The sequence below is a fragment of the Flavobacterium xanthum genome (assembly GCF_900142695.1).
Lineage (GTDB): Bacteria > Bacteroidota > Bacteroidia > Flavobacteriales > Flavobacteriaceae > Flavobacterium > Flavobacterium xanthum.
Genome location: NZ_FRBU01000024.1, coordinates 1 through 24,591 on the forward strand (window position 1 = coordinate 1; position 24,591 = coordinate 24,591).

At 33.2% G+C, this 24,591-nt stretch carries 20 protein-coding genes and 1 pseudogene; 8 read left to right on the plus strand and 13 right to left on the minus strand.

Annotated features, from left to right (window positions below):
• Nucleotides 1–83 precede the first annotated feature (83 nt).
• From BUC11_RS10920 to BUC11_RS10960, 9 genes and pseudogenes are all read right to left on the minus strand, one after another.
• A pseudogene (locus BUC11_RS10920) lies at nucleotides 84–386 on the minus strand (hypothetical protein); the annotation flags it as partial.
• Nucleotides 387–547: 161 nt separating this feature from the next.
• The gene (locus BUC11_RS10925) at nucleotides 548–865 is read right to left on the minus strand and encodes a hypothetical protein (RefSeq protein WP_073354026.1); all 318 of its coding nucleotides are present in this window, start codon (nucleotides 863–865) and stop codon (nucleotides 548–550) included.
• Nucleotides 866–1,055: 190 nt separating this feature from the next.
• Nucleotides 1,056–2,876, minus strand: coding sequence for a BamA/TamA family outer membrane protein (locus BUC11_RS10930; RefSeq protein ID WP_073354029.1), 1,821 nt, complete (start codon nucleotides 2,874–2,876; stop codon nucleotides 1,056–1,058).
• A 107-nt stretch (nucleotides 2,877–2,983) separates the two neighbouring features.
• Nucleotides 2,984–4,183 carry an AI-2E family transporter gene (locus BUC11_RS10935; RefSeq protein WP_073354031.1) on the minus strand — a complete coding sequence of 400 codons (1,200 nt, stop codon included), beginning with the start codon at nucleotides 4,181–4,183 and terminating at the stop codon, nucleotides 2,984–2,986.
• 391 nt (nucleotides 4,184–4,574) lie between these two features.
• Nucleotides 4,575–5,105 (minus strand): mechanosensitive ion channel domain-containing protein, encoded by a 531-nt coding sequence (locus BUC11_RS10940; RefSeq protein ID WP_073354104.1) that lies wholly within the window; start codon nucleotides 5,103–5,105, stop codon nucleotides 4,575–4,577.
• Nucleotides 5,106–5,119: 14 nt separating this feature from the next.
• Nucleotides 5,120–5,704 carry a Maf-like protein gene (locus BUC11_RS10945; protein ID WP_073354032.1) on the minus strand — a complete coding sequence of 195 codons (585 nt, stop codon included), beginning with the start codon at nucleotides 5,702–5,704 and terminating at the stop codon, nucleotides 5,120–5,122.
• The gene (locus BUC11_RS10950) at nucleotides 5,697–6,617 is read right to left on the minus strand and encodes a geranylgeranylglycerol-phosphate geranylgeranyltransferase (protein ID WP_073354034.1); all 921 of its coding nucleotides are present in this window, start codon (nucleotides 6,615–6,617) and stop codon (nucleotides 5,697–5,699) included. The genes BUC11_RS10945 and BUC11_RS10950 overlap by 8 nt, the downstream gene beginning before the upstream one ends.
• 82 nt (nucleotides 6,618–6,699) lie before the next feature.
• Nucleotides 6,700–7,227 (minus strand): KdsC family phosphatase, encoded by a 528-nt coding sequence (locus tag BUC11_RS10955; RefSeq protein ID WP_073354036.1) that lies wholly within the window; start codon nucleotides 7,225–7,227, stop codon nucleotides 6,700–6,702.
• Nucleotides 7,211–7,984: a Rossmann-like and DUF2520 domain-containing protein gene (locus BUC11_RS10960; protein WP_073354037.1), complete on the minus strand. Its 774-nt coding sequence runs from the start codon at nucleotides 7,982–7,984 to the stop codon at nucleotides 7,211–7,213. The genes BUC11_RS10955 and BUC11_RS10960 overlap by 17 nt, the downstream gene beginning before the upstream one ends.
• Before the next feature lie 200 nt (nucleotides 7,985–8,184).
• Here BUC11_RS10960 and ccsA point away from each other — a divergent pair, with 200 nt between their 5' ends.
• The gene (gene ccsA / locus BUC11_RS10965; RefSeq protein WP_073354039.1) at nucleotides 8,185–11,391 is read left to right on the plus strand and encodes a cytochrome c biogenesis protein CcsA; all 3,207 of its coding nucleotides are present in this window, start codon (nucleotides 8,185–8,187) and stop codon (nucleotides 11,389–11,391) included.
• Nucleotides 11,392–11,463: 72 nt separating this feature from the next.
• On the opposite strand, the gene BUC11_RS10970 is transcribed toward ccsA, so the two are convergent.
• Nucleotides 11,464–12,249 (minus strand): anti-sigma factor, encoded by a 786-nt coding sequence (locus BUC11_RS10970; protein WP_073354041.1) that lies wholly within the window; start codon nucleotides 12,247–12,249, stop codon nucleotides 11,464–11,466.
• Nucleotides 12,249–12,779, minus strand: coding sequence for an RNA polymerase sigma factor (locus tag BUC11_RS10975; RefSeq protein ID WP_073354043.1), 531 nt, complete (start codon nucleotides 12,777–12,779; stop codon nucleotides 12,249–12,251). Before BUC11_RS10975 ends, BUC11_RS10970 begins: the two co-directional genes overlap by 1 nt.
• A gap of 230 nt (nucleotides 12,780–13,009) precedes the next feature.
• On the opposite strand from BUC11_RS10975, the gene BUC11_RS10980 reads away from it, so the two are divergent.
• The 5 genes from BUC11_RS10980 (at nucleotide 13,010) to BUC11_RS11000 (ending at nucleotide 18,621) form a co-directional block, all read left to right on the plus strand.
• The gene (locus tag BUC11_RS10980) at nucleotides 13,010–13,663 is read left to right on the plus strand and encodes a DUF4331 family protein (protein ID WP_073354044.1); all 654 of its coding nucleotides are present in this window, start codon (nucleotides 13,010–13,012) and stop codon (nucleotides 13,661–13,663) included.
• Nucleotides 13,664–13,728: 65 nt separating this feature from the next.
• Entirely contained in the window at nucleotides 13,729–14,283 is a 555-nt protein-coding gene (locus BUC11_RS10985) for a DUF4331 family protein (RefSeq protein ID WP_073354046.1), read from the plus strand.
• 95 nt (nucleotides 14,284–14,378) lie between these two features.
• A complete protein-coding gene (locus tag BUC11_RS10990) occupies nucleotides 14,379–15,674 on the plus strand; it encodes a tetratricopeptide repeat protein (RefSeq protein ID WP_073354047.1) in 1,296 nt (431 codons plus the stop codon).
• A gap of 3 nt (nucleotides 15,675–15,677) precedes the next feature.
• On the plus strand, nucleotides 15,678–17,891 hold the full coding sequence (locus BUC11_RS10995; protein WP_073354049.1) for a TonB-dependent receptor: 2,214 nt from the start codon (nucleotides 15,678–15,680) through the stop codon (nucleotides 17,889–17,891).
• A 142-nt stretch (nucleotides 17,892–18,033) separates the two neighbouring features.
• On the plus strand, nucleotides 18,034–18,621 hold the full coding sequence (locus BUC11_RS11000; RefSeq protein ID WP_073354050.1) for a glutathione peroxidase: 588 nt from the start codon (nucleotides 18,034–18,036) through the stop codon (nucleotides 18,619–18,621).
• A 173-nt stretch (nucleotides 18,622–18,794) separates the two neighbouring features.
• Here the strand turns inward: BUC11_RS11000 and BUC11_RS11005 are convergent, their stop codons facing one another.
• Nucleotides 18,795–19,745 carry a tRNA dihydrouridine synthase gene (locus tag BUC11_RS11005; protein WP_073354051.1) on the minus strand — a complete coding sequence of 317 codons (951 nt, stop codon included), beginning with the start codon at nucleotides 19,743–19,745 and terminating at the stop codon, nucleotides 18,795–18,797.
• A 121-nt stretch (nucleotides 19,746–19,866) separates the two neighbouring features.
• Nucleotides 19,867–20,364: a GNAT family N-acetyltransferase gene (locus BUC11_RS11010; RefSeq protein ID WP_073354053.1), complete on the minus strand. Its 498-nt coding sequence runs from the start codon at nucleotides 20,362–20,364 to the stop codon at nucleotides 19,867–19,869.
• Between the two features lie 96 nt (nucleotides 20,365–20,460).
• On the opposite strand from BUC11_RS11010, the gene menD reads away from it, so the two are divergent.
• Nucleotides 20,461–22,122 (plus strand): 2-succinyl-5-enolpyruvyl-6-hydroxy-3-cyclohexene-1-carboxylic-acid synthase, encoded by a 1,662-nt coding sequence (menD, locus tag BUC11_RS11015; RefSeq protein ID WP_073354055.1) that lies wholly within the window; start codon nucleotides 20,461–20,463, stop codon nucleotides 22,120–22,122.
• Between the two features lie 408 nt (nucleotides 22,123–22,530).
• A complete protein-coding gene (locus BUC11_RS11020) occupies nucleotides 22,531–24,540 on the plus strand; it encodes a DNA methyltransferase (protein WP_073354056.1) in 2,010 nt (669 codons plus the stop codon).
• Nucleotides 24,541–24,591: the final 51 nt, after the last annotated feature.

Here is a 24,591-nt window from a genome sequence, read left to right on the forward strand (position 1 = left end):
GTTATTTCCGATTTTAGCCTAGAAAATAGAAATGAAAACTTAAAAAACTATCTTAAGTTTCTAAAAAAGTTGCATCGCGAATAGGTCGCAGCATAATAATCATTAAGCACTACTTTATATCCATTGTATAAATTGTAGTTTCTATATCGAGTGGGAAGGTTTCTGGAGCGTATCCATTGTCCTCCACCAAAATAAATAAATTGAGTATTTCTAATATCATAATAGGCTTCAACATCAGGTAAATAATAGTAGTCTACTGCAGAATATCCTACTGGACCCCAAGCTGGAGGACTACCAATGTTTACGTTTACTGAAACTTGTGCTTGTATAGCGTTAGTACTTACTAAAAAAACTATAGCGACTGCGATTAATTTTAATGTTTTCATGTTTTTCAATATTTATTTAATAATTATTTTTTTTATCTCTATATCCTTCAGTATAGCCAACAACTATGCCATTAATAAAAACAATAGATACGATTAGTTGTAATCAAAAAAAAAGGAAACGAACAATCGTTTCCTTTTTTAACTTTTTATTTTTGAGTTGTTTATAACAAAAGAATCAACAAAAGAATAACAATAATGATAGCTCCTACAGACAAATAAACTCCGTTTCCTGTAGATCTTAATTCAGTTTTGATAGCACGAACTTCTTTACGTAATTCTTTTTTCTCTGCTGAATTCAAAGAAGATTTGTCCATTGCTTTTATTTCGTCAAGACGATTAAGCAATACTTTAACTTCTGCAGGCACTTCTTTTGGAGTATTAGCAATTGCTGTTGGGTTTTTTTCAGCTGCTAACATTTGAGTAGGAACAACACTTAATGACAATACCATCATCATTAAATAAAAGGTAACTTTTTTCATTTATTTTGGTTTTAGTTATGAATAATTATAGTATAAAAGTAAACAATAATACTTTATAAAAACTTATACAATTATGGTATTTAATTATAAAATTCACGCTTTGCTGTTTTGATTTCTATTTTTAATGTTTTGAAAAGTAATGCTTTACCTGTTTTTGTTATTATAAGAGACAAATGGATTTGTATTTCGATCATCTATAGATTACAGTCCGAGGTTTTGCAAGTTCAAAATCTTGAAAACCAAAATCAGTTGTCTCAAAAGAATTCGTTTTGAAAATGTTTTCTCCATTTCCAGGAATGGATGGATAATAGGAGAGTGATATTTGAAAGGCGCTAAACACTAAAAAATCATTATTTATGATTAGTCCAATACCAATTTTCGAATAGGCCTTACTTTCCGTTAATCCTTTTTTAGCATTTCCTAACATGGCAACAGAATAATTAAAATAAGGATTTAGTCGTAAACCCCAAAGATTCCAAGGGCTGTAAAATTGCGTTTGCAAGGTTAGTATAGCTTTTTCAGTTCCATATTCAGCTATTCTAAAGCCATTTAGGCCGTAATTTTCATTGATTGAAAGTTGATCTCCAATGGCATCTACCCGGTTGGAACCAATCACCAGCTGTGGTTTAATGAACTGCCGTAGTTTCCATTTTCCAAGCTGCATTAAATTCGTAAAATAGTTGGCCTGAAATGAAAATGCGGTTTGTTTGGTTGTTGATTTCTCAAAAAAAGTACCTAATTCAAAATTAGCACTCAAAAATCCCCATTTGAAGAAGTTTCCAAATGCAGCGCGACCGCCCAAATAATAACGTCCAGCGCTATTTTTATGCTGATAACCCGTTGTTATGCCATATATTTTTCCGATTGGTACATCTTCAATAATTCCATTTTGGAAAATATAGCGGTCTCTGATAAATTTTCGAGATGAAATACCGATGCCTATCAAGGCCAGTTTTTCATTAGAATAAAAATCACTACGATCATAATCAAAAATCGGGCTTTCCAAATACTGCAAATGTAAAAATCGACCGGCTGTAATCAGATTTGTTGTTCGCTCCCTTTCCGTATTTCCTTTAAAAATTCTAAAAGATCTTCCCGCCCAAAAATCATGGGTATTGAATTTAAAGTTCTGAAAAGCAAAAACTAAATTGGAGTCGGGTAGGGTGTCTTTTCTAAATTGCTGGTCTAAATAGATTCCACCAGCCCATTTTGTCAAAGGCGAGTAGAAAGGACGATCAATAGTGATACTTTTTCCATAATATCCTTCTAAATCAATAGTATAACTAACTTTTGTATTTATAAACGTATTTTTTATATTGGGTACTGTATAAGAAACAGCGTAAGCACTTTTGCCATCACTGAATCTATTTCTGAATTTATTTTCAAACTGATGACCAAATCCTAAGAAATTGCGGTCATTCAACTCAAAACTGGCTCTGGAGCTAGAAAGAGAACCTTTAGGAACAAGGCTCCAAGAGTCTAAAACCCGAATCGAGATGTCAACAGAATCCGAACTGCTACTAATCAATTTTGGTGCAACATCGACGCGATTAATGAAGCGTTGCGTTCTTATTAAACGCTCAGATTCTCTTACTAATAAGGAATCAAATGGGGTATTTTTTTTGATGAGCAATAAATTGAGTATGGCGAGCCGGTTTGTTTTAATATGGATTTTATTCCCGTTTCTTTCTGCCCAATTTTTTGGTTTTTTTAAAGTATCAATTTCAGAATATCCAAAGGGATCAAGAGTTACAATGGTAATTTTTCTAATAATTTTACCTTCAAAGAATCCGTATTTTTTTTGAACTTCTTTAATTCCTTTCTTTTTTATTACTGGTGATCTAAAAACTAGCTTGTGCATCAAACGTGTAAACTTGTTCTTCTTGGAATAATTTTTAATATTTGTATAAACGCCGGATGAATCTTTCTTTTTCGTTGTTTCTTGTGCCACAGAAGTTTGAAAACAACTGAACAATATAAGAAGCAAAATAAGATTTATTTTTTTATACATTGTTTGGATATCAACTGAAAAAAAATGAAAAGGCAATCTTAAGAAAATTTCGTGTCAATTGCATTGAGATTTTAATAAAAATAGAATTTTAAGCTATTTTTTTTACATTATACATCAGTTCGATTACTCGAATTTTCAGTGGTGGTTTCCGTAAACACGGGTAAAGGAAGATCCGTTTTTATTGTGTTTTTTTCAGGTGGTGCTTCTGAATCAAAAAGCGGTAATTTAATTTTTCGCCAAGTATAAGTTTTAGGTAAATGATCTCCCATCAAATAGCCCCATGCTTCTAGAGATTCTACTCGGTCAAAAATCACTTTTAAAACGGCCAGAATTGGAAGTGCTAAAAACATACCGGAAACTCCAGCAATTGCTCCCCCGATGATGATTCCAATAATCGAAACGAACGCATTTATTTCGACTTTAGAACTTACAATCACTGGCACAATAATGTTATTATCTATTAATTGAACGACGATGGTAATCACTATGACACCAATAATTATCGATAAATCCGGTGAGCCAGTTAGCGAAGCAACGATGCTTAAAAGTCCCGCAAAGAGAATTCCGATATAAGGAATCAGGTTTAGAATTCCTGTAACAATTCCTAATAAAATAGCATATTTTACTCCGATCAGCATAAAACCAAAAGTTGTCATTGCTGAAATTAAGATCATTTCAATAATTAATCCTACAATGTAGCTGTTGATTGCAACCCTAATATTCGTTAGAATATTTTTTAGTTGCTCATGGTTTTCTTTTTTAACTAATTTGGATAAAAACAGCAAAAAATGGGTTCTGTATAAAAGGATTAAAAAAGTATAGATGGGAATCAAAGTAAGGTTTACCAAAGTGTCCGTAAACGACATTAATGTTGTACCAATAATTTCTTTTCCTTTTTCCATGGAGTCTTCGGTAGCGGTATCAATATATTGCTTTTGTTCTCTGGAACTTAAGTGAAAATTATCTCTTACAAATCCTTGAATATTTCTAAGGTGAATGTTTATATTTCTTTCAATTTTATCAAAATCATCTGCAAAATCACTAAGTTGGAAAGAAAGAAATACAAAAAGACCAATAAAAATTAAAACAAAAAACAGTACCGCAATCATTACCGCCAGTACATGTGGGAATCGAAGTTTTAACTTAAAAAACTGAACCATAGGATACAGTAAGATGGCAAATAGAAAGGACATCATTACTGGAATCAAGATGTTCTGGCCAATATAGAAAATAAATACAATAGCAATTAATCCCAACAAAGTCAGCGAAAATTTAGCATAAAAGGGAACTTTTAGGGTATCATTCATATTTTACCAGTGTTGTGTTAAAAAGAACTAATATTGGACTACTTTCAACTGACAAATATGTAGCTTTATAAAGAGCAATGTATTATACATTTTTTGTCAATAGTTACATAATTATCACCTTTTAATCTTTAGTTTTCGTGCTTGATTACCAATAAGGAGATAGCATTTCCTACTTCACAAGCGCTGTAAATAATGACTACAAATTGCTCAGAAAAACAATAGAATATATTTATTAAGTAGCAGTAAACCTTCTATAACATGTTAACGGACTTCCAATTTGAATCTGCTTTTTGTTGTAAATAATTAAAATTGAGTGCTATCTGATTTATTTTAAAAATAATTTTAAATAGGTTTACCCTTTAGATCACTAGATAAGCTATAAAGTTATGAATTAATCTACGTATTCTTTATCATTGAATTGTTTTTCTAATATAGATATTCCTTTTTGCAACAGAAGGTTGTTGGGATATATGATTATTTCTCCATCACTTGTCTTTAAGAAAACATGAAAAGCGCCAATATCTTCTATTTCAGCCATAACGGGAAAATCTTTGTCATGTATTTTTATGACATCACCAATTTTAAATGGAAATGAAAAGAACAAAATTACACCCGCTGTAATGTTGCTCAAAATGGACCATTGCGCAAATAAAGCCACACCTACAACAGTGGTAATGGAAGAAAGTGCTATGGTAATATCTTTAGTTTGAACTCCCCAAATAATTATCAAAGCAATTATCACTAAAATATTGATCAATAAATGCAGGTATTTAATCACTAAATTTGTTCTGTGCTCTAAAGTTTGGTTCGTCTTTGCATAACGACGCACTAGTTTTGTAGCAACAATTCTTAAAAAAATAAGCGAAATTCCTAAAATTCCAGTGGCAATTAATTCCTTTGTGTATTCGTGTATAAATGACATTTCCATCCTTTAAATTAGACTAATTTACGTAAATATTCAAATACTTTATCAGTTGGCATTCCCATCACATTAGCATACGAACCTTCAATTTTTGCAACACCTATAAACCCAATCCATTCTTGAATGCCATACGCACCTGCTTTGTCATACGGTTTGTAATTTTCTAAGTAAAACCTAATCGATTCATCGCTTAACTCGTTGAAAGTGACTTTCGTTACTTCATACAATACATCTACTTTTTCATTGGTTTTAAAACAAACGGAAGTAATGACTTCATGAGTCGCATTCGATAGTGATTTTAGAATTTCATAGGCCTCTTGTTCATCTTTTGGTTTACCCAAAGCTTTATTGTTGTGCCAAACGATGGTGTCACTAGTGATCAGAATTTCGTGGGGCTGCAGTTCGCCTTCAAAAGCACTCGCTTTTAGTTCGGCCAAATACGTAGTGATTTCATGTCCACTTAATTCTGGGGGATAAATTTCTTCAATTTCTTTGAGTCGGATTTCAAAATCCAAATCTAAATCTTTAAAGAATTGTTGGCGTCTTGGCGATCCCGATGCTAAAATTAAGCGGTATTTTTTTAATTGATTTCTAAGCATTATATTTTATATTTAAACTAATAACTACAACAGATAAAATTCCAAAAAACAAGATTAATTTCAAAAGTGAACTCAAGTTATGGAATTCTTTTTTAGATGTGGCCGTCCATATTTTTATGGTGAAAAACAGTAGCGGACCAACAACAAAAACCAACAAATAAACCGTTACAAATACCACTTCGATTAGGTATTTATTGATGTAATACAGGATAAAAGAGAGCGGAATTAAACTTAATACACAAACTATTTTTGCAGTTTTTGATTTCCCTATTGCAATAGGGAACGTGTTCATTCCTTGGTTGTAATCGCCATGTATATCTTCGATGTCTTTAACTATTTCTCTAAGCAGGTTAATCATAAAAGCAAATATAGCATAATCCAATAATATAGAAAAAAAGATTCTCATTTGTTGCGGATTGTCTATTCCTATAGCAGGATATAAATCAAAAAATCCAATAATAAGTACACTAAAGGAAAGTAATAAAGCGACAATAATATTACCAATGAGCATCATTTGTTTCAAACTGCTGGCGTACAAATAAAGTGCAGCTGCAATCAGAATAAAAAGAGAGGCAAAGCCTGGTTTTTGTATCACATTTGAAAGGTAAAAACCAATAACTACGCCCGTAACAGTAAAAATTCCGTATAAATTATATGCTTGATTTTCAGAAATACTTTTGCCTACAATTACGGAATTGGGATTATTGCTGTTATCAGTGTCTTGGTCAAAAATATTATTGATAATGTAGCCACCAGCAGCGAGCAAAACCGTAGATAAGACCAAAAGCAAATACTGCCAATCGGTTAATGCCAAAGGAACATTTTGAATTTTAAAAAATCCGTACCTAAAAATAAGCTGCATAAAAGCAAGCATCAGCAGGTTTTGGTAGCGGATGAGTTTTAGGAATTTCATTTAAAAGTTAGGAGTTATGGGTTTTCTCAAAATCTGAAATCAAAAATCTGAAATCAAAAATTTGAAATTAAAAATCGTTAATCTAATCGTGTTTTCCATCAAAATGAGCCATCCATTTACCTTGCGCTTTCATCACTTGTTCAATGACATCGCGTGCAGCTCCTTTTCCTCCATTTTTGTGCGAAATATATTTTGAAATCGCTTTTATTTCAGGACTTGCATCTTGTGGACAAGTGGATAAACCCACTAATTTCATCACATGATAATCTGGAATATCATCGCCCATGTAGAGAACGTGTTCTGGATTTATTTGGTAAACATCTGTATATTCATCAAACGTTTGAACTTTATCTGACGTACCCAAATAAATATCTGTAATTCCAAGATTCCGCAATCGGACCCGAACCCCTTCATTGCTTCCTCCTGAAATAATGCACACATTATACCCACTTTCTACTGCCGCTTTCATGGCGTAACCATCACGAATATTCATTGTTCTTAGAATTTCACCTTCGTTAGTTACAAAAACAGAGCTGTCTGTAAGAACGCCATCGACATCAAAAATAAAAGTAGTGATGTCATTCATTATTTCTTTATAACTTTTTGCCATTATGCTGTATAGATTGTGTTAGTATATTATAAATATTGAGATGATTTTCATTTGATAAAAAAGCTTGATGGGCTTCAATAGTGACCGTATCATTGCGTTTTGCAGGGCCTGTTTGTGCATCCTGCGGCGAAAGTACCATTATTTTATTTGCAGTTTCAGTAATTAAAGGTTTTAAAATGCCAAACGGTACCTGATGCTCCTGACAAATTTCTTCCCCTATTTGGTACAAATGATTTGTGAAATTATTGACAAATACGGCTGCAACATGTAAGGCTTTTCGTTGCTGGGAGTTAATGGCGAAAATAGAATCAGATATTGATTTAGCTACTTTACTCAGTAATTGAAAATCAGTTGCATTCTCGCTTTCTAAACAGATGGGAATAGTCGTGAAATCGACTGGTTTGTTCTTCGTAAATGTTTGCAAAGGATAGAAAACTCCTTTTCGGTTTTCATCATTCAATGCGTTCAAAGGAACACTGCCAGAAGTATGTACCACCAATCTATTTTTGAAGGGAAGCGCAGCGGCAACGAGTGAAATGGCATCATCTGAAACGGCAATAATATATAAATCGGCCTCCATTAAGGATTCCCATTCATTTGTGATTTTATCCAATTCCACTAAATGAGAAACTGTAGCGATTTGTCTGGAATAGACCTGCACCAATTTGATTTCCGTTCCTGAATTTGGACCGTTTTGAAATGCAGCAATCAAATGTTGCGCCACATTTCCAGAACCGATAATTACTACTTTGACCATGGGACAAAATTAGGAAAAAAATATTAAGAGTTTTAGTCAAATTTTACGCTGCTAAAACAGTGATATTATCCCAAAAAAGAGAATATTTTTAGCTTTGTCTACCACACTTAATTTTGGATTAAATTAACAAATGTCCGAATATAGAAGTCAACATTTTTAAGTACTTTTGTGGCACTTTTACAAAACATAATCCCATAAAAATGGATAAAAAAATATTTTCTTTTTTGTTTTCAACTCGATTAATGGCTTTTCTTTTTATTGCTTACGCAGTAGCCATGGCAACCGGAACTTTTATCGAAAGTAAATACAACACCGATACCGCAAAAATTTTAATCTACAATGCATGGTGGTTTGAAGCCATTCACGTCTTTTTCTTAATCAATTTTATTGGGAATATTAAGCGTTACCAGCTATTAAAAAAGGAAAAATGGGCTACTTTATTACTCCATTTGTCTTTTATATTTATTATTGCGGGTGCTTTTGTTACACGTTATATCAGCTATGAAGGAATGATGCCCATTCGCGAAGGCGCAGCTGAAAATCAAATTTTTTCAGATAAAACCTTTCTTACTGTTTTTGTAGATGGTGAATATAAGGGCGAAATGAAACGCAGGGTTTTTGAAAAGAAAGTATTGCTTTCCCCAGCGACAAATAATAGTTTTAGTATTTCCGAAAAATTTGCTGATACACCATTTGAAGTAGAATATGAAAACTTCATTATGGGAGCTAAAGAATATATCAAACCCGATCCAAACGGAATTGTATATTTAAAAATAGTGGAAGCAGGAGATGGCGGTCGTCACGAGCATTTCTTGAAAGAAGGCGAAGTGCAAAACATTCATAATGTATTATTTTCATTAAATAAATATACGGATGGTGCTATAAACATTACTACCACAGGAAGTGCGTATACGATCCAAACCCCTTTTGAAGGGAACTTTATGAGGATGGCTGATAAACTGCAAGGCAAAGTCACAAAAGATAATGTACAGCCGCTAATGATGCGCTCTTTATACAGTATTGGCGAAATGCGTTTTGTATTTCCAGATCCAGCAGTTAAGGGCGTCGTAGATTATGAATCTGAAAATGATTTTAAAGCGAAAACTCATGAAGACGCATTGGTACTTAAAGTCAAAGCAGAGGGACAAGAAAAAACAGTAACTATTTTAGGTTCTAAAGGTAAAATAGGGGAGTCTAAAACAGTAAAGATTGGAAACATTGACTATACTTTTTTCTACGGAAGTAAAGCGTATATTTTGCCATTTAAGATTAAACTAAATGACTTTATTGCACAGAAATATCCTGGAACAGAGAAAAGTTATTCCTCGTTTGAAAGTAAAGTAACCGTCATGGACAAAGAAACATTTGATGCCAGAATTTATATGAATAATGTGTTAGATCATGAAGGCTACCGCTTTTTTCAATCTAGTTTTGATCCTGATGAAAAAGGAACAGTATTATCAGTTAATCATGATTTTTGGGGAACTGCCCTAACATACGCGGGTTATTTTATGTTGTATTTTGCCATGATGGCCATTATGTTTACTAAATATTCTCGTTTTGCGGATATCAAACGCAAGTTAGAAGTCGTGAAAATGAAAAAAGCAAAATTGTTGACTATTTTAATGCTCTTATTTAGTTTCAATAGTTTTGCACAGGAACAAGAACATGATCATGCAGATCATGAAGGACATGCGCATACGGAAGCTGAAGCAGCACCTGCAACACACTCAAACCACATTAAAGAAGTTTTAAGTCAAGAGGAACTTAATGCTCTAATAACAAAATACAAAGTGCCGGAAGGACACGCAGCTAAATTTGGCCGACTTGTGATCCAAGATGGTGGTGGAAGAATGAAACCTATTAACACGTTTTCATCAGAGTTGTTGCGTAAAGTGAGTCATGACGATTCTTACAAAGGAATGAATTCCGATCAAGTATTTTTGTCCATGACACAATACGCGAGTTACTGGATTGAAATTCCAATTATTTACATCAAAAGTGGAAATGATAGTATTCGTAAAATTATCGGAATTGATAAAGAGGCAAAATTTGCTCCTTTTGTCTCTTTCTTTGATAAAAAGGGAAATTATAAGCTTACTAAATATTTAGAAGAAGCCTTCAAAGCTGCAAATCCGAATCAGTTTGAAAAGGATTTTATAGAAACCGACAAGAAAGTCAATCTGATGGAATCTGCCTTGAGCGGACGAATCTTAAAGATTTTCCCACTACCTGAGGATAAAAATAACAAATGGGTTTCCTACTTAGAACTCAATGAAGCTGGATTCAAAGGGATGGAAGCAACGTATACTAAAAATGTATTGCCTTTGTATTTCGGTTCGTTAGCAAATGCTTCAAGTACCAATGATTTCAAAACTGCCGATGAATTATTAGAAAGTATCAATGGTTTTCAAAAACGTTTTGGTAGCAAAGTGATGCCTAGCGAAGAAAAGATTACTTCGGAAGTCTTGTATAATAAATATGATGTATTCAAAAAATTGCCGTATTGGTACATTTTCGCTTCTGTTTTAATGTTGTTGTTTACCATTATGAACATCTTCAAGGAAAGAAAAGTATTGAATTACTTGGTTAATTTCATGCACATTGTTATTCTTGCATTGTTTGCTTTACACACCTTTGGATTAATCGCTAGATGGTATATTTCCGGTCACGCACCTTGGAGTAATGCGTATGAATCGATCATATATGTGGCTTGGGCAACGATGTTTTTTGGTTTAGCTTTCGATAGAAAATCGAAGCTTACTGTAGCTTCATCCGCATTTGTAACGGCTATGATTTTGGCAGCAGCCTACATGAACTGGATTGATCCTGAAATTGCAAATTTGCAACCTGTTCTAAATTCCTACTGGTTAATGATACACGTTGCAGTAATTGTGGCTAGTTATGGCCCGTTTGCTTTAGGATTTATTTTAGGAGCAGTTTCATTATTGTTGATTTTATTTACCAATGAAAAAAACAAAGCCAAAATGGATTTGAATATTCAGGAAATCACTTATATCAATGAATTAGCGTTAACAATTGGTTTGATAATGTTGACTATAGGAAACTTCCTTGGAGGACAATGGGCCAATGAAAGTTGGGGACGTTACTGGGGTTGGGATCCAAAAGAAACTTGGGCTTTAATCAGTATTATGGTGTATGCTTTTGTCATTCATGCTCGTTTTGTTCCTTCTTTGAGAGGAAAATGGATTTTTAATTTGATGAGTATGTTTGCTTTTATATCCATTTTATTCACCTATTATGGGGTAAACTTTCACTTGGTAGGATTACATTCGTATGCTAGTGGTGAAGCACATTCATTGAGCTGGATTTGGTATTCATTAGGAGGAATTGCTTTATTTGGAGCCGTTTCCTATCCTAAATATAAGAAGTATTACAAGAAATAAGTGGTAAATATTTTTCATAAAAAAAGGTTCAACTGCAAAGTTGAACCTTTTTTATTACTAGAAAATATGTTTTTATACTTTTCCTAAAGTATATAATTGCTCCATTGTAGGAGTTAAACTTCCTCCTTTAGGTTCAAGTGTAATTCCAAAAGCTTCTGCCTCATTAGCATTATTCACTGCAAATAATTTTTGTTCGTTCACATCGAAGTCTTCTAACAATCCAATACTGGTTGGAGTCAAAGGGCTTAATTGTAGTGCCCAAACTTGATACACCATTCCTTCTGGTGGTTCTGGTAAACCAGCAGCATCAATATACACTACTTTAGTGTCTTGATTCCAATACACTTTTGCCGAAGATTCTGGAGCAACTGCTTGTCCGCCAAGGGCCACAACCGTGTTTTTAACGTCTCTAACAACCGCTAAACTGGTTTCATTAGCCGTATTTTTCAATTTTAATACATTAAACTCTTTCTCTAATTTTGCTTTTTCAATTGCAGTATTGGCGACTTGCGTTGAAGTCTGATTTAACTGATTGTATTGGTAACCAATACCTACCAATAATAACACAGCTGCGGCCCAACCAATGTATTGAGACCTGTTTTTAGTAGGTTCTAATTGTATGACTTCAACATGTTTTAGCTCTAATTTCTCTTTAATTTTTTCGAAATTAGCTACCGAATGAAATGGTGAAAAGCTAGATGATAGCGACACAATTGATTTCTCAATAGCGATAATTTCAGCATTTATTTCCGGGTTGTTTTTTGCCATTGTGGCAACCTCCTCGCTTTCAGTTTCACTTAGTGAACCGTAAACATAGAGTTCCAGAATTCCTGATTCAATATATTCTTTTGTTTCCATTATACTTTCAAATAATTTCGTAGATCGTTAATACAGTTTCTATTTTGCGTTTTTACTGTCCCCAAAGGTATTGCCAGTTCATCTGAAGCTTCTTGCTGAGTATACCCTTTAAAAAACAGTAAATCAATTATTTGAATACATTTTGGTTTCAGCCTTTTTACAAATTCCTGTAAACCTATAGTATCCATTTTTTCAGACAATTTAGAACTGTCTTCAAAGTGATTTACGAAATTATCAGTAGAAAGGTTTTTTTGACTGTTATTAAAGTTTTTAGAACGTAGTTTATCTATCGATGTATTTCTAGCAATATTGAGAATCCAAGTGTAGAATCTTCCCTTACTTTCATGATAGGAATCTATGTTTTTCCATATTTTAACAAATACTTCCTGAAGTACGTCTTCAGCTTCTTCTCTATTTTTTACAAGAACATTGACAACCGAAAAGAGACTTTTGGAATACATATCATATAAATGTGTAAATGCCCTTTCGTCTTTCTTATAAATTAGGACTAATAACTCTTCTTGACTCATATCTTATTGTTTTTCTTCTACAAACTTATACAATCTTATTTAAAAATACTCGATTTTATCGAATTCAAGACAGTAAATAAAATAAATTGAAAATAATTGTATTTTTTTTAAGGATGTAAAGTATTGAATTGCAAATACTTAATAATTAAATTGATTTTTTTTTATGTTTTAGAAAACCAAATCGGAAACTATCCCGTAAATGACTGAATAACCTTTTAATTTAAAACAAAATGAAAAAAACAAAAATGATTTTAGGTCTATCGCTAGTGGCGGTTTCGGGCTTAATTATAGTAGCAGCGGATCACATTGATGCTCCCGCAACAATGTCAGGAGACGCAGGAGATATTACGGATGTATATGCTTTTCAAGGGCAAAACACGAGTAATTTAGTATTTGCAGTAAACACACAAGGATTGTTGAGTCCTAATGCTACTGGTGCTGCTACATTTAAAGACAATGTTATGGTAGAAATTAATATCGATAACAATGGGGACAATGTTGAAGATTTAGTGATTCAAGCAATTAAGAGAGACGACAAGATGTATTTCTTTGGACCAATAGCTCCAGGAAAAACCGGAACAACAAGTACAATTAAAACTACTGCTGCTTCAGGAAATGTTACTATATCTCAATATGGTGCAACAGCTTTAACAGCGGAACAAAACGGAATGAAATTTTTTGCAGGACCAAGAGATGATCCTTTCTTTTTTGATTTAGGTCAATTTCAAGCAATTCTTGGAGGAACTGCTACAGGATTTAATAATCCAGGGAAAGACACATTTGCAGGAACTAATGTAATGTCAATTGTAGTAGAAGTTCCAAAAACAATGTTGGGTTCATCAAGCACAATAAATGTTTGGGCTGAAACTAAGAAAAAACAATAATTAATTTTATTTAAAAAAGTAATAAACATGAAATCGAAAATTACGATTTCTTAAATACAAACATCATGAGTAAAACAAATAAATTCAAAATTATAACAATCGCACTAGTTGCTGCAGTTGTTTCAGTAAATTGTGATAATGACGATTCAAACGGTGATTCTTCTGTAAGCCTTGATTTTTCAGGAACTTTTGTTCAGCAAGATCAAATGGCAAGACCAGCAATCAATACGGTATTCGTTGCTTCAGGACAGCCTAAAGATGATTTTAATGCTGCTATTCCTTCGGCTATGGGAGCTAAATACCAATCTATTTTTCAATCTAGATTATTAGCGTTGAATTCTGGGTATACTACAAATGCTTTGGGTCAAACTGCTGCTCAGTTATCAGGTCTTTTGGCGACAGATGTATTAGGAGTATCTAAAACTGCACCAACCACTTTCTTTGACGGAACGAACGTTTTAACAGGAAGAGCTTTGGCAGATGACGTTATAGATGTTGAATTGCTATTGATTTTTGGTGGACCTACAGGTGGATCTAATCCAACTCTTACCAAAGATAATGTGAATTCAAATGATAAAGCATTTGGGACTTCTTTCCCGTACTTAGCTTCTGCTTGGTAATATTTATCAAAAAAAGCAGAGCGGTATCCATAAGAACTATTCGCTCTGCTTTTTTTTAAACAAACAAACAAACAAACATACAAAACAATTAGAGTATGAAAACTTTAAAAACAATATCATTTTTAGTTTTTACAATCGGTTTCCTATTCGGTTGCGAAACTAAATCAGAACAAATTACAAAAGCAGACGACTATAATAAATACTTGACTTTAAAGGAAAATAAATCATTGACTTTTGCTCATAATGAAATCGATTATTGGCAAAAAAAATACGATGCGGCGCCAAACCAAATGAGTTACTTAAGTCAGCTTGCAGCAAACTATAATACCCTTTTTGAACATACCGGTGATGTTAAGAATCTATATAAAAGCGAAGAATTATTGACAAAATACAATGAATCTAATCAATATTCAAAGGTGTCAACCATTCGTTCTTTATCTCGCAATTATATTTCACAACACCGTTTTAAAGAAGCTTTAGTTTTAGCAAATAAAGCATTAGCCATTGGTGAAGAAAAAAAAGAAACTCAAAAATTATTGTTCGATGTCCAAATGGAATTGGGTAATTATCCTGAAGCAGTAAAAAATTTGAATGCTTTTAGAGATATGAATAGTTTTGATTATTTAATTCGACTAGCAAAATGGAACGACCACAAAGGCGACTTAGAGACGGCAATTACTTTCATGGAAAAAGCAAGAGATATTGCTGAAAAAGACGATAATAAGGGTCTTAAAATTTGGTCCTACTCTAATTTAGGAGATTTTTATGGGCATGCTGGAAGAATCCAAGAGTCTTATGATAGTTTTTTAAAAACATTAGCCTTGGAGCCTAACTATTCCTATGCTTTAAAAGGGATTGCTTGGATTATATTCTCCAAAGAAAGAAATACAGTTGAGGCCAACCGAATTATTGATGTTATTGCTGCAACTCACAACACACCTGATTTTTATCTGCTGAAATCTCAAATTGCTCAATTTGAAGGGGATAAGGTCAATGAAATAAAAAATAGAAACGCTTATTTTTCTATGATGGAAAAAAATAATTATGGTGCAATGTACAATAAATACAATGCTTTGATTTATGCTGATGATAAAGAAACGGCTTCAAAAGCATTAGAAATTGCTAAAATTGAAGTTGCAAATAGACCTACTGCTGATTCCTATGATTTATTGGCTTGGTCCTATTTAAATATAGGTGAAAATAAAAAAGCATTAGAAATTGCTCAGAATCATGTGGTTGGAAAATCCTTTGAACCTAAGGTACAATACCACTTGGCCATGATTTATAAATCAAATAATTTAGCACTTAAAACGAAACCTATTAAGGAAGAATTACTGTCTAGCTTGTATGAATTGGGACCTATTTATGAGAAAAAGGTAAACCAATTATAACGGATGAAAAGTTTTATATTAGTGATGATTACCCTTTTTGGGTTGTCTTCTTATGGCCAAATCCAAAAAGAAAAAGTTTTGGATCGCGATGGAAATCCTGTTGAGAATGCTTATTTAGTTAACACCAATTCCGGATGCCATGCGCACACAAACGAATTTGGAATGTTCAGTTTGGATAAAACGGTTGTTGGAAATGTGATTAAAATAACGGCTTTAGGATATAAAAAATCAGATTTCACCATTACTTCAATGGATGATACAATTATTTTGGAAGATGATATTTTTAGATTAGATGAAATTGTTATTCAACCCAAACTATCAGCTATGAATGTCATTTCAAAAATAGATTTGCAAACGACACCGGTAAATTCTTCGCAAGAAATTTTGAGAAAAGTACCAGGATTATTCATTGGGCAACATGCTGGCGGTGGAAAAGCAGAACAAATATTTTTGAGAGGTTTTGATATTGATCACGGTACTGATATTGCCATTTCGGTAGATGGAATGCCAGTAAATATGGTATCTCACGCACATGGTCAGGGTTACGCTGATTTGCATTTTGTAATCCCGGAAACGGTAGAAAAAATAGATTTTGGAAAGGGCACGTATTATGCCAACAAAGGGGATTTTGCTACGGCAGGATACGTTGCCTTCCAAACTAAGGATAAAATTGAAAAAAGTAGTATTGGTGTCGAAGTTGGACAATTTAATACGCTGAGAACGGTGGGGCTTTTTAATCTTTTGGGCAACCAAAAAACGCAAAGTGCTTACATTGCCACAGAATATATCCTAACAGATGGTCCATTTGATTCTCCACAAAATTTTAGCAGAGTCAATTTATTGGGTAAATATTCTGCTATTCTGAAGGATAACAGCAAATTTTCAATCTTGGCCTCTCGCTTTACCAGCAAATGGTACGCTTCTGGTCAAATTCCGCAACGTTTAGTTGATAATGGAACGATTTCAAGATTTGGCGCAGTTGATGATACTGAAGGAGGAACTACTTCTCGAACCAATTTTAATGCAAGTTTGAGTAAACCAATTGATGAAAATACGTTCTTAAAGGCAAATGCTTTTTATTCCAATTATCAATTTGAATTGTATTCTAATTTTACTTTTTTCTTGGACGATCCAATTAATGGCGACCAAATTAAACAGAAAGAAAACAGAGATATTTATGGAATGAATGCCGAGTTAAACAAGAAAACAAAATTAAATGATATTGATGTATTGTTGCAATTTGGAGCTGGTTTTCGTGCTGATGCAACAACAGATACGGAGCTTTCACATACTTTGAACAGAAGAACTGTTCTTGAGAATATAAAATTAGGTGATATCGATCAGTCTAATTTGTTCACCTATTTGAATTCTGAATTCAACTTTGGAAAACTGATGATAAACCCAGCGATTCGATTGGATTATTTAAAATTCAATTATCAAGATAAATTGATGGACAATTACAAAACACAATCGGAATCGAAAGTGAAATTTTCTCCAAAACTGAATTTTATTTATTCGCAGAATAATAATTTACAATTTTTTGTAAAATCAGGAATGGGTTTTCATTCGAATGATGCACGCGTAGTGGTTCAAAACAGTGGAAAGCAAATTTTGCCAACCGCGATAGGAACGGATATTGGAACCATTTGGAAACCATTTCCAAAGTTAATTGTAAATTCTGCATTATGGTATTTATTTTTAGAACAGGAGTTTGTTTACGTGGGAGATGCTGGAATCATTGAGCCAAGCGGAAAATCAAGACGTATGGGAGCAGAGTTAGGACTGCGTTATCAATTGAACGATTGGTTGTATTTTGATGCTGATGCAAATTATACGTACGCCAGAAGTATTGATGAACCAAAAGGTCAGGATTACATTCCTTTAGCGCCAGATTTCACGACGACAGGTGGTTTGAGTTTCCAGAAATTGAATGGTTTTTCAGGAGGAATCAGATATCGTTATTTGAAAAATCGTCCGGCAAATGAAGATAATTCCATTGTTGCCAAAGGTTATTTTATTTCCGATTTAAATGTTAATTATCAATATAAGAATATCAATTTCGGAATTGCAGTAGAGAATATTTTTGACACGGCATGGAACGAAACGCAGTTTGCAACAGAATCCAGGCTTCAAAATGAGCCTGAAAGTGTCGAAGAAATTCATTTTACTCCAGGAACGCCTTTCTTCATGAAAGGAAAGATTACCTACACGTTTTAAATACCACATTAAGATTTGTTGTTTATTTGTTTGGAGGCCTGGCAATTCATAGTGTCAGGCTTCTTTTTTATTTAACTACTGTTTAACTAAAAAACACTTTTTTAAAACAAATATTTTTTTAATTTTATAAAAAATTTCAATTATGAAAAAACTTGTATTTGCAGCCACCTGCACTTTACTATTATTTAGCTGCCAAAATCAGGCACAACCTAAAAAATCTGAAACTACCATGAAAACTCCAACAATAACAAAAGAAACCATTTATCAATTTAAAGTTGAAGATTTATCAGGTAAGAGTTTTGATTTTGCATCTTTAAAAGGCAAAAAAGTAATAATAGTAAATACTGCTTCAAAATGTGGTCTAACTCCACAGTATAAAGATTTAGAAGCTATTTATAAAGAATATAAGGACAAAGGCTTGGTAATTGTGGGTTTTCCAGCTAATAATTTTGCTTCACAGGAGCCAGGAACTAACGAAGAAATCGCTACGTTTTGCCAAATGAATTATGGTGTTTCTTTTCCTATGATGGACAAAGTATCTGTAAAAGGAGAAGATATGGCGGCTATTTATCAGTTTTTGACACAAAAATCTAAAAACGGACTACAGGATTCTGCCGTAGAGTGGAATTTCCAAAAATACCTGATCAACGAAAAAGGAGAATTAGAAAAAGTAATTTCGCCACAAACATTAGTAACTGATCCTGAAGTAATGAACTGGATCAAAGCCTAATTATATTCTACTAGTTCTATAAAAAAAATGAGATTTTCAGCAGCTGAAAATCTCATTTTTTTTATGGACTAACTAAGAATTTAATATTTGTCAAATGATAATCACTAACACATTAAGTACTGGTAACACTCGTTGCTTAATTATTCATAGTTTCTTAATCGTTTATTTTTGAATTAGAATTTTTCGTTTTTGAAAATATCTGCGACAGCTGCTTCATAATTCCGAATACTTTGCGCTTTTTTTATTTTCTTCAAAACTTTATGCGGATTAGAAAATGTAGCAGAGAAATATTCCCATAAGTGATACATTTTTAGTAATATATGAGTAGATCCGGAAAGTGATTCACTATAAATAGCATACAAAGTATTGTGAAACGTACTGAATAATTCTATTTTATTTGTAGGATATTCTGAAGTATTATTTTTTATCATGTTAGGTAAAAAAGGATCCGAAATTAATCCTCGTCCTATCATCCAGTGATCAATAGTTGGAAATCGTTCTTGCATTTCATGAAACTTAGCCACCGAAGTTATATCACCATTGTAATATAATTTATGTTTGGTGTTATCAACACATAATTGAAACGCATCTAAGTTTACACCACCTTTATACAGTTGTTTCCCAATACGCGCATGAATCGCAATATTTTTAATAGGATACGTATCCAAAACAGGTAAAACGTCAAGAATTTCTTCACTGTTTTCATAACCCAAACGCATTTTCATAGACACAATAATGTCAGATTCAGTATGTGCTCTGTGAAGAATGTTATTGATTTTTTCGGGATTGCTGATCAAACCAGAACCCATACCAGATTTGGTGACCATAGGATACGGACAACCTAAATTCCAGTTTAATTCTTTATAACCCAATTCTCGAACATATTTAGCCACAAATAAAAATTCATCGGCATCATTTGTTATCACTTGCGGAATAACCTCTAAATCAAGATTGTTTTCAGGAAGCAGATCACGTTCATAAGAGGCTTTGATTACCATTTTTCCGTTTAAGCGAATATATGGTGAGTAAAAAGTATCAATTCCGCCAAAAAGTTTGTTTTGTGCGTTTCTAAAACGAAAGTCGGTAAATCCTTGTAAAGGCGATGAAAGAAGAGTAAAGCTCATAATAATTATAAAGTCGCAAAGATACACTTTAAAATCGCCTCAATTTAGCTTCTGTAAATATTTCAATCCTATATTCTCAACAATTAATTTGTGCAAATTTGTGTAATTTGTGGTAAAAAAATCACTCCAAAATCAATTGCATGAAAACGGAACTCAACCAACGATCAAATTTATAGCCAGATTCTTTGATAACGCCAACGGTTTCAAAACCAAATTTTTGATGAAAAGCGATACTTCCTTTGTTTTCGGAGTCAATAACGCCAATCATAGTGTGGTATTTTTGTTTTGTTGCCAATTGAATTAATTCAGCCAATAATAATTTACCAACGCCTTTTCCTAAAAATTCATCCGCAACATAAACAGAATGTTCCACTGTAAAACGGTAGCCTATTTTATGACGAAAAGTGCCATAAGTTGCATATCCAATCGTTCCATTTTCAGTTTCAGCGACAATTACAGGTAAATCATGGGCTAACTTGTCTTCAAACCACAATTTATGGGTTTCAAAATCACGTGGCTCATAATCATAAATCGAAGTACTGTTCAGTATTTGGTGATTGATGATTTCCAATATTGTATCTAAATCGGTAAAAACAGCAGGTCTTATTTTGATTTCCATGAAGCATTTATTTTCCTTCAAAATTAAGAAAAAAGAGCTAAAAATAAAGCAAAAAGCCTGGCAAGTTTGTAACTTTGTTTCTTTGAAACTAAAACAATGATTTACCCCAAAATACCTTTAGCACAAAGCATTATTGAAATTTGTTTGGCCAAAGGAATCACTACCATAATTATTTCTCCGGGTTCTCGAAATGCCCCGCTTACAATTGGTTTTGTAAACAATCCCGCTTTTCAATGTTACAGTATTGCTGACGAGCGTTCGGCTGCTTTTTTTGCATTGGGAATAGCCCAACAAACCAAGCAACCCGTGGCTTTAGTGTGTACATCGGGTTCTGCTTTACTAAATTATTATCCGGCTTTTGCGGAAGCATTTTACAGTCAGATTCCATTGATTGTAATTTCGGCGGATAGGCCACAAAGCAAGATAGATATTGGTGATGGGCAAACAATCCGTCAGGAAAATGTATTTGCAAATCATTCTTTATACAATGCTAATTTAAACGAAGCAGTCTCCAAAGAAAATGATTATAAGATTAACCAAGCGATTGATATTGCTTTGAATACAAAGGGACCGGTTCATATCAATGCGCCTTTTGAAGAACCTTTATATGAGACCGTTTCGGAGCTTTCTGTTGATGTAATGGTGAATGCTTTCGCAAATTTAAATCCAATGCCTGCCATTGAAGATTTATCTGAATTTGTGAAAATTTGGAACAATTCTACTCAAAAAATGATTTTGGTTGGCGTGAATGAACCCAACGCAATTAATGATAAAACTATTAATTTTCTAGCGGAAGAAGAGTCGGTGGTGGTGATGACAGAAACCACATCCAATTTACATCATCCTTCGTTTATAAATAATATTGACACGATAATTACGCCTTTTACTAATGATGATTTTGAGACTTTTCGTCCGGAAATTCTAGTGACTTTTGGAGGAATGATTGTTTCTAAACGAATTAAAGCCTTTTTACGAAAATATAAACCGCAACACCATTGGCATATTGATACTTTAAGAGCGTATGATACTTTTGGAGGTTTGACAAAGCATTTTGAACTTAATCCAAATAGTTTCTTTGAATCTTTTTTACCTTTGACAACACCTATAAAAAGTGATTATTTCAGTAAGATGGATGCGGTAAATAAGTTGCGTAAAAAGAAACATGAAATTTATTTGTCCAAAATTCCTTTTTCGGATTTTGTAGTTTTTGAAAAAGTGATTAAAAGCTTACCTAAGAATAGTCAATTGCAAATAAGTAATAGTTCCGCCATTCGATATGCACAATTAATTGATATTGACCCTTCGATTGAAGTGTATTGTAATCGCGGAACCAGTGGAATCGATGGAAGTACATCAACGGCTATTGGTGCGGCTGTTGCCAATGAAAAACAAACCATTTTCATCACTGGAGATATTGGGTTCTTATACGACAGTAATGCGCTATGGAACAATTATATTCCAAAAAACTTCAAGATAATATTAATCAATAACGGTGGTGGAGGCATTTTTAGGATTTTGCCTGGTCATGAAGAAAGTCCTGTTTTTAATACTTTTTTTGAAACTTCTCATTGCTTAACGGCCGAACATCTAGCTAAAATGTATGGGTTTGATTATACTATTGCAAGTAATGAAGCAAGTCTGGCAAACGGTTTAAATACTTTGTATAGTCAAAATGAGAAGCCAAGTATTTTGGAGATTTTTACGCCTACATTACAAAACGACAGTATTTTGTTGCAGTATTTTAGGGAATTGGTGTAGAAGTTATTATTCTTGAATTCTATCCTAATTGAGGGCAAAAGTTTATTTATCTAATTGTTTTTAGGTGTAAAGTTATTTATGTAGAATAAATGGACTTGTCAACTTTTGTATTAGTTAGCAAAACATTTTCTCCAAAACAATCTCCTTTTCTAAAATTGAAAAACTATATTTGTTTCCTTAAAAAAAAGAAATTTATAGATATTAATTAAAGACATATAAAAATTAGCGTTTAGCGAAAATCCTGTATTCTGAAAAGTCGAAATTCACAATACCTACAGGGAAGTTTAAGCTAACGTTCACGCAAAGGCGTGGGCGTTACTTTGCTTTGTAGGTACGGGCTTCGACTCCCGCAGAATACAAGTAAGGTAATTAGCCTGCGCCTGATTTTTTGTCGCCTGGACAAAAAGCATGAAACTATACGCTGCATTGGAATCCGTTTTGAAAAAAGAACCCAATTTTGTTACCGATGACGGAAAGCTAAAGAAATGGGTGGTTATAAGCAAGGCACAGAACTACGACCCCGAACTAATTGAGTTATTGCTGGATGATGAGGAATTAAAATCCAGATTTTTTATTACTGTAAAAAGTACTTCTACAAGTACAATAGTACCAATTTTAGTGTTTAACCAATCCTTGTTTATTCAATTCCTTGAACAGAAAAACTATTTAAACGACAGTTATACCGCTTATAAAAACAAAGTTGGTTTAACTATTGACGGGAAATATTTAAAGCAACGCAATGAAGTGGCGTTGGTTTGGCCGTTTAAAGATTGCATTTTAGAGGGCGGACAAAGCCGTGAAGAAGACAAACGCGAAGAGGTGTTTTTTAATGAAATTCTTGCACAAGATGAAATTACCCAACTTTTAGAACCAAAAGTACTGACTAATGCAAAACGGTACAACTCCCTAACTCCAAATGGGAAAACGTTAGATTCGTTTACTAGAAATGAGCAAGGTACAATTACAGATAATCTTATTATAAAAGGAAATAATCTTTTAGCCTTGCATTCTTTAAAGGAAGAGTTTGCAGGAAAAGTGAAGCTGATTTATATAGACCCACCTTACAATACTGGTAGTGACACATTTAAGTATAATGATAGTTTTAATCATTCTACTTGGTTGACTTTTATGAGAAATAGATTAGAAGTTGCAAAGTTTTTATTAAGAGAAGAAGGTGTTATTTTCATTAGTTGTGATGATAATGAATACACATATCTAAAATGTATCTGCGATGAAATTTTTGGTCTGGAAGGATTTGAGAATATTTTCCATTTTAAAGTTAGGCATGAAAATCGAATTCTTAGGAAGGATATACGTTATCAAAAGGTTATTGAACAAGCATTGTGTTATGGTATGCCCGACTACAATCCCAACAGAATATTTAACACGGATAAGAATCCAGAAGATAATTATCAATTTGATATAAAAATTAAAAATGGAGTTAAGTCGATAATTGAAATAATTGCAGGTTTTGAAGTTGAAATTTTTAAAAAGGAAGATTATGAACTTATAAAATTAGAAACTGGTTCACTTAAAGAATATAATATACGAGGTTCATTGATAACTCAAAAAGGTTCAGCATCTGAATTCTACGAATTGAATTTACGAAATAGAAGAACACAAGATGGTTTAGGGTCTTTATATAAAGTTTTAAAAATGGGAGAAAAAGGAGATGGATTAGGCTTTAGATTTATTAGACAACCATTTGAAAAAACAGGAACAAACGGATTTTATTATCAAGGAAAACCTATCGGGACACAAGAGGATAAAGGAAATCCATATCCTAATTATTATGACTTCGAAAAGGAATTTAATAATGCGGCAAATGAAGGCGGAGTTAAATTTAAAAATGGAAAGAAGCCTGAATTGTTTTTATCTAAAATTTTTGAAATAGTAGATATTCAAAAAGGGGACATAGTTTTAGACTATCATTTAGGTAGTGGAAGCACAGCTGCTGCAGCACATAAGTTGGGGATTCAATATATTGGGATGGAGCAATTGAATTATGGTGATAATGATAGTGTAAAAAGGTTGCAGAATGTTATTGGTGGTGACGGAACAGGTATTTCAAAAGCCGTAAACTGGCAAGGCGGTGGAGAATTCGTTTACCTAGAACTCAAAAAATACAATCAAACTTTTATAGAGCAAATTGGTTCGGCAAGTTCAACAAACGATTTATTGAAAATTTGGGAGGAGATGAAATCAAAATCTTTCTTGAATTACAATGTTGATTTGCAAAAACAAGAAAAACATATTAACGAATTTAAAGAGTTGTCCTTGACTGAACAGCAACAGCATTTGGTGGCTTTGTTAGATAAAAACCAATTGTACGTCAATCTGTCTTCGCTTGATGACAGTGATTTTGCCTGTACGGAAGAAGAGAAGAAAATAACAGAGGATTTTTACCAATTAAAATAATCCGCAATCTTGTCATTGCGAGGAACGACGCAATCTTAGTAGTTGCTCTCT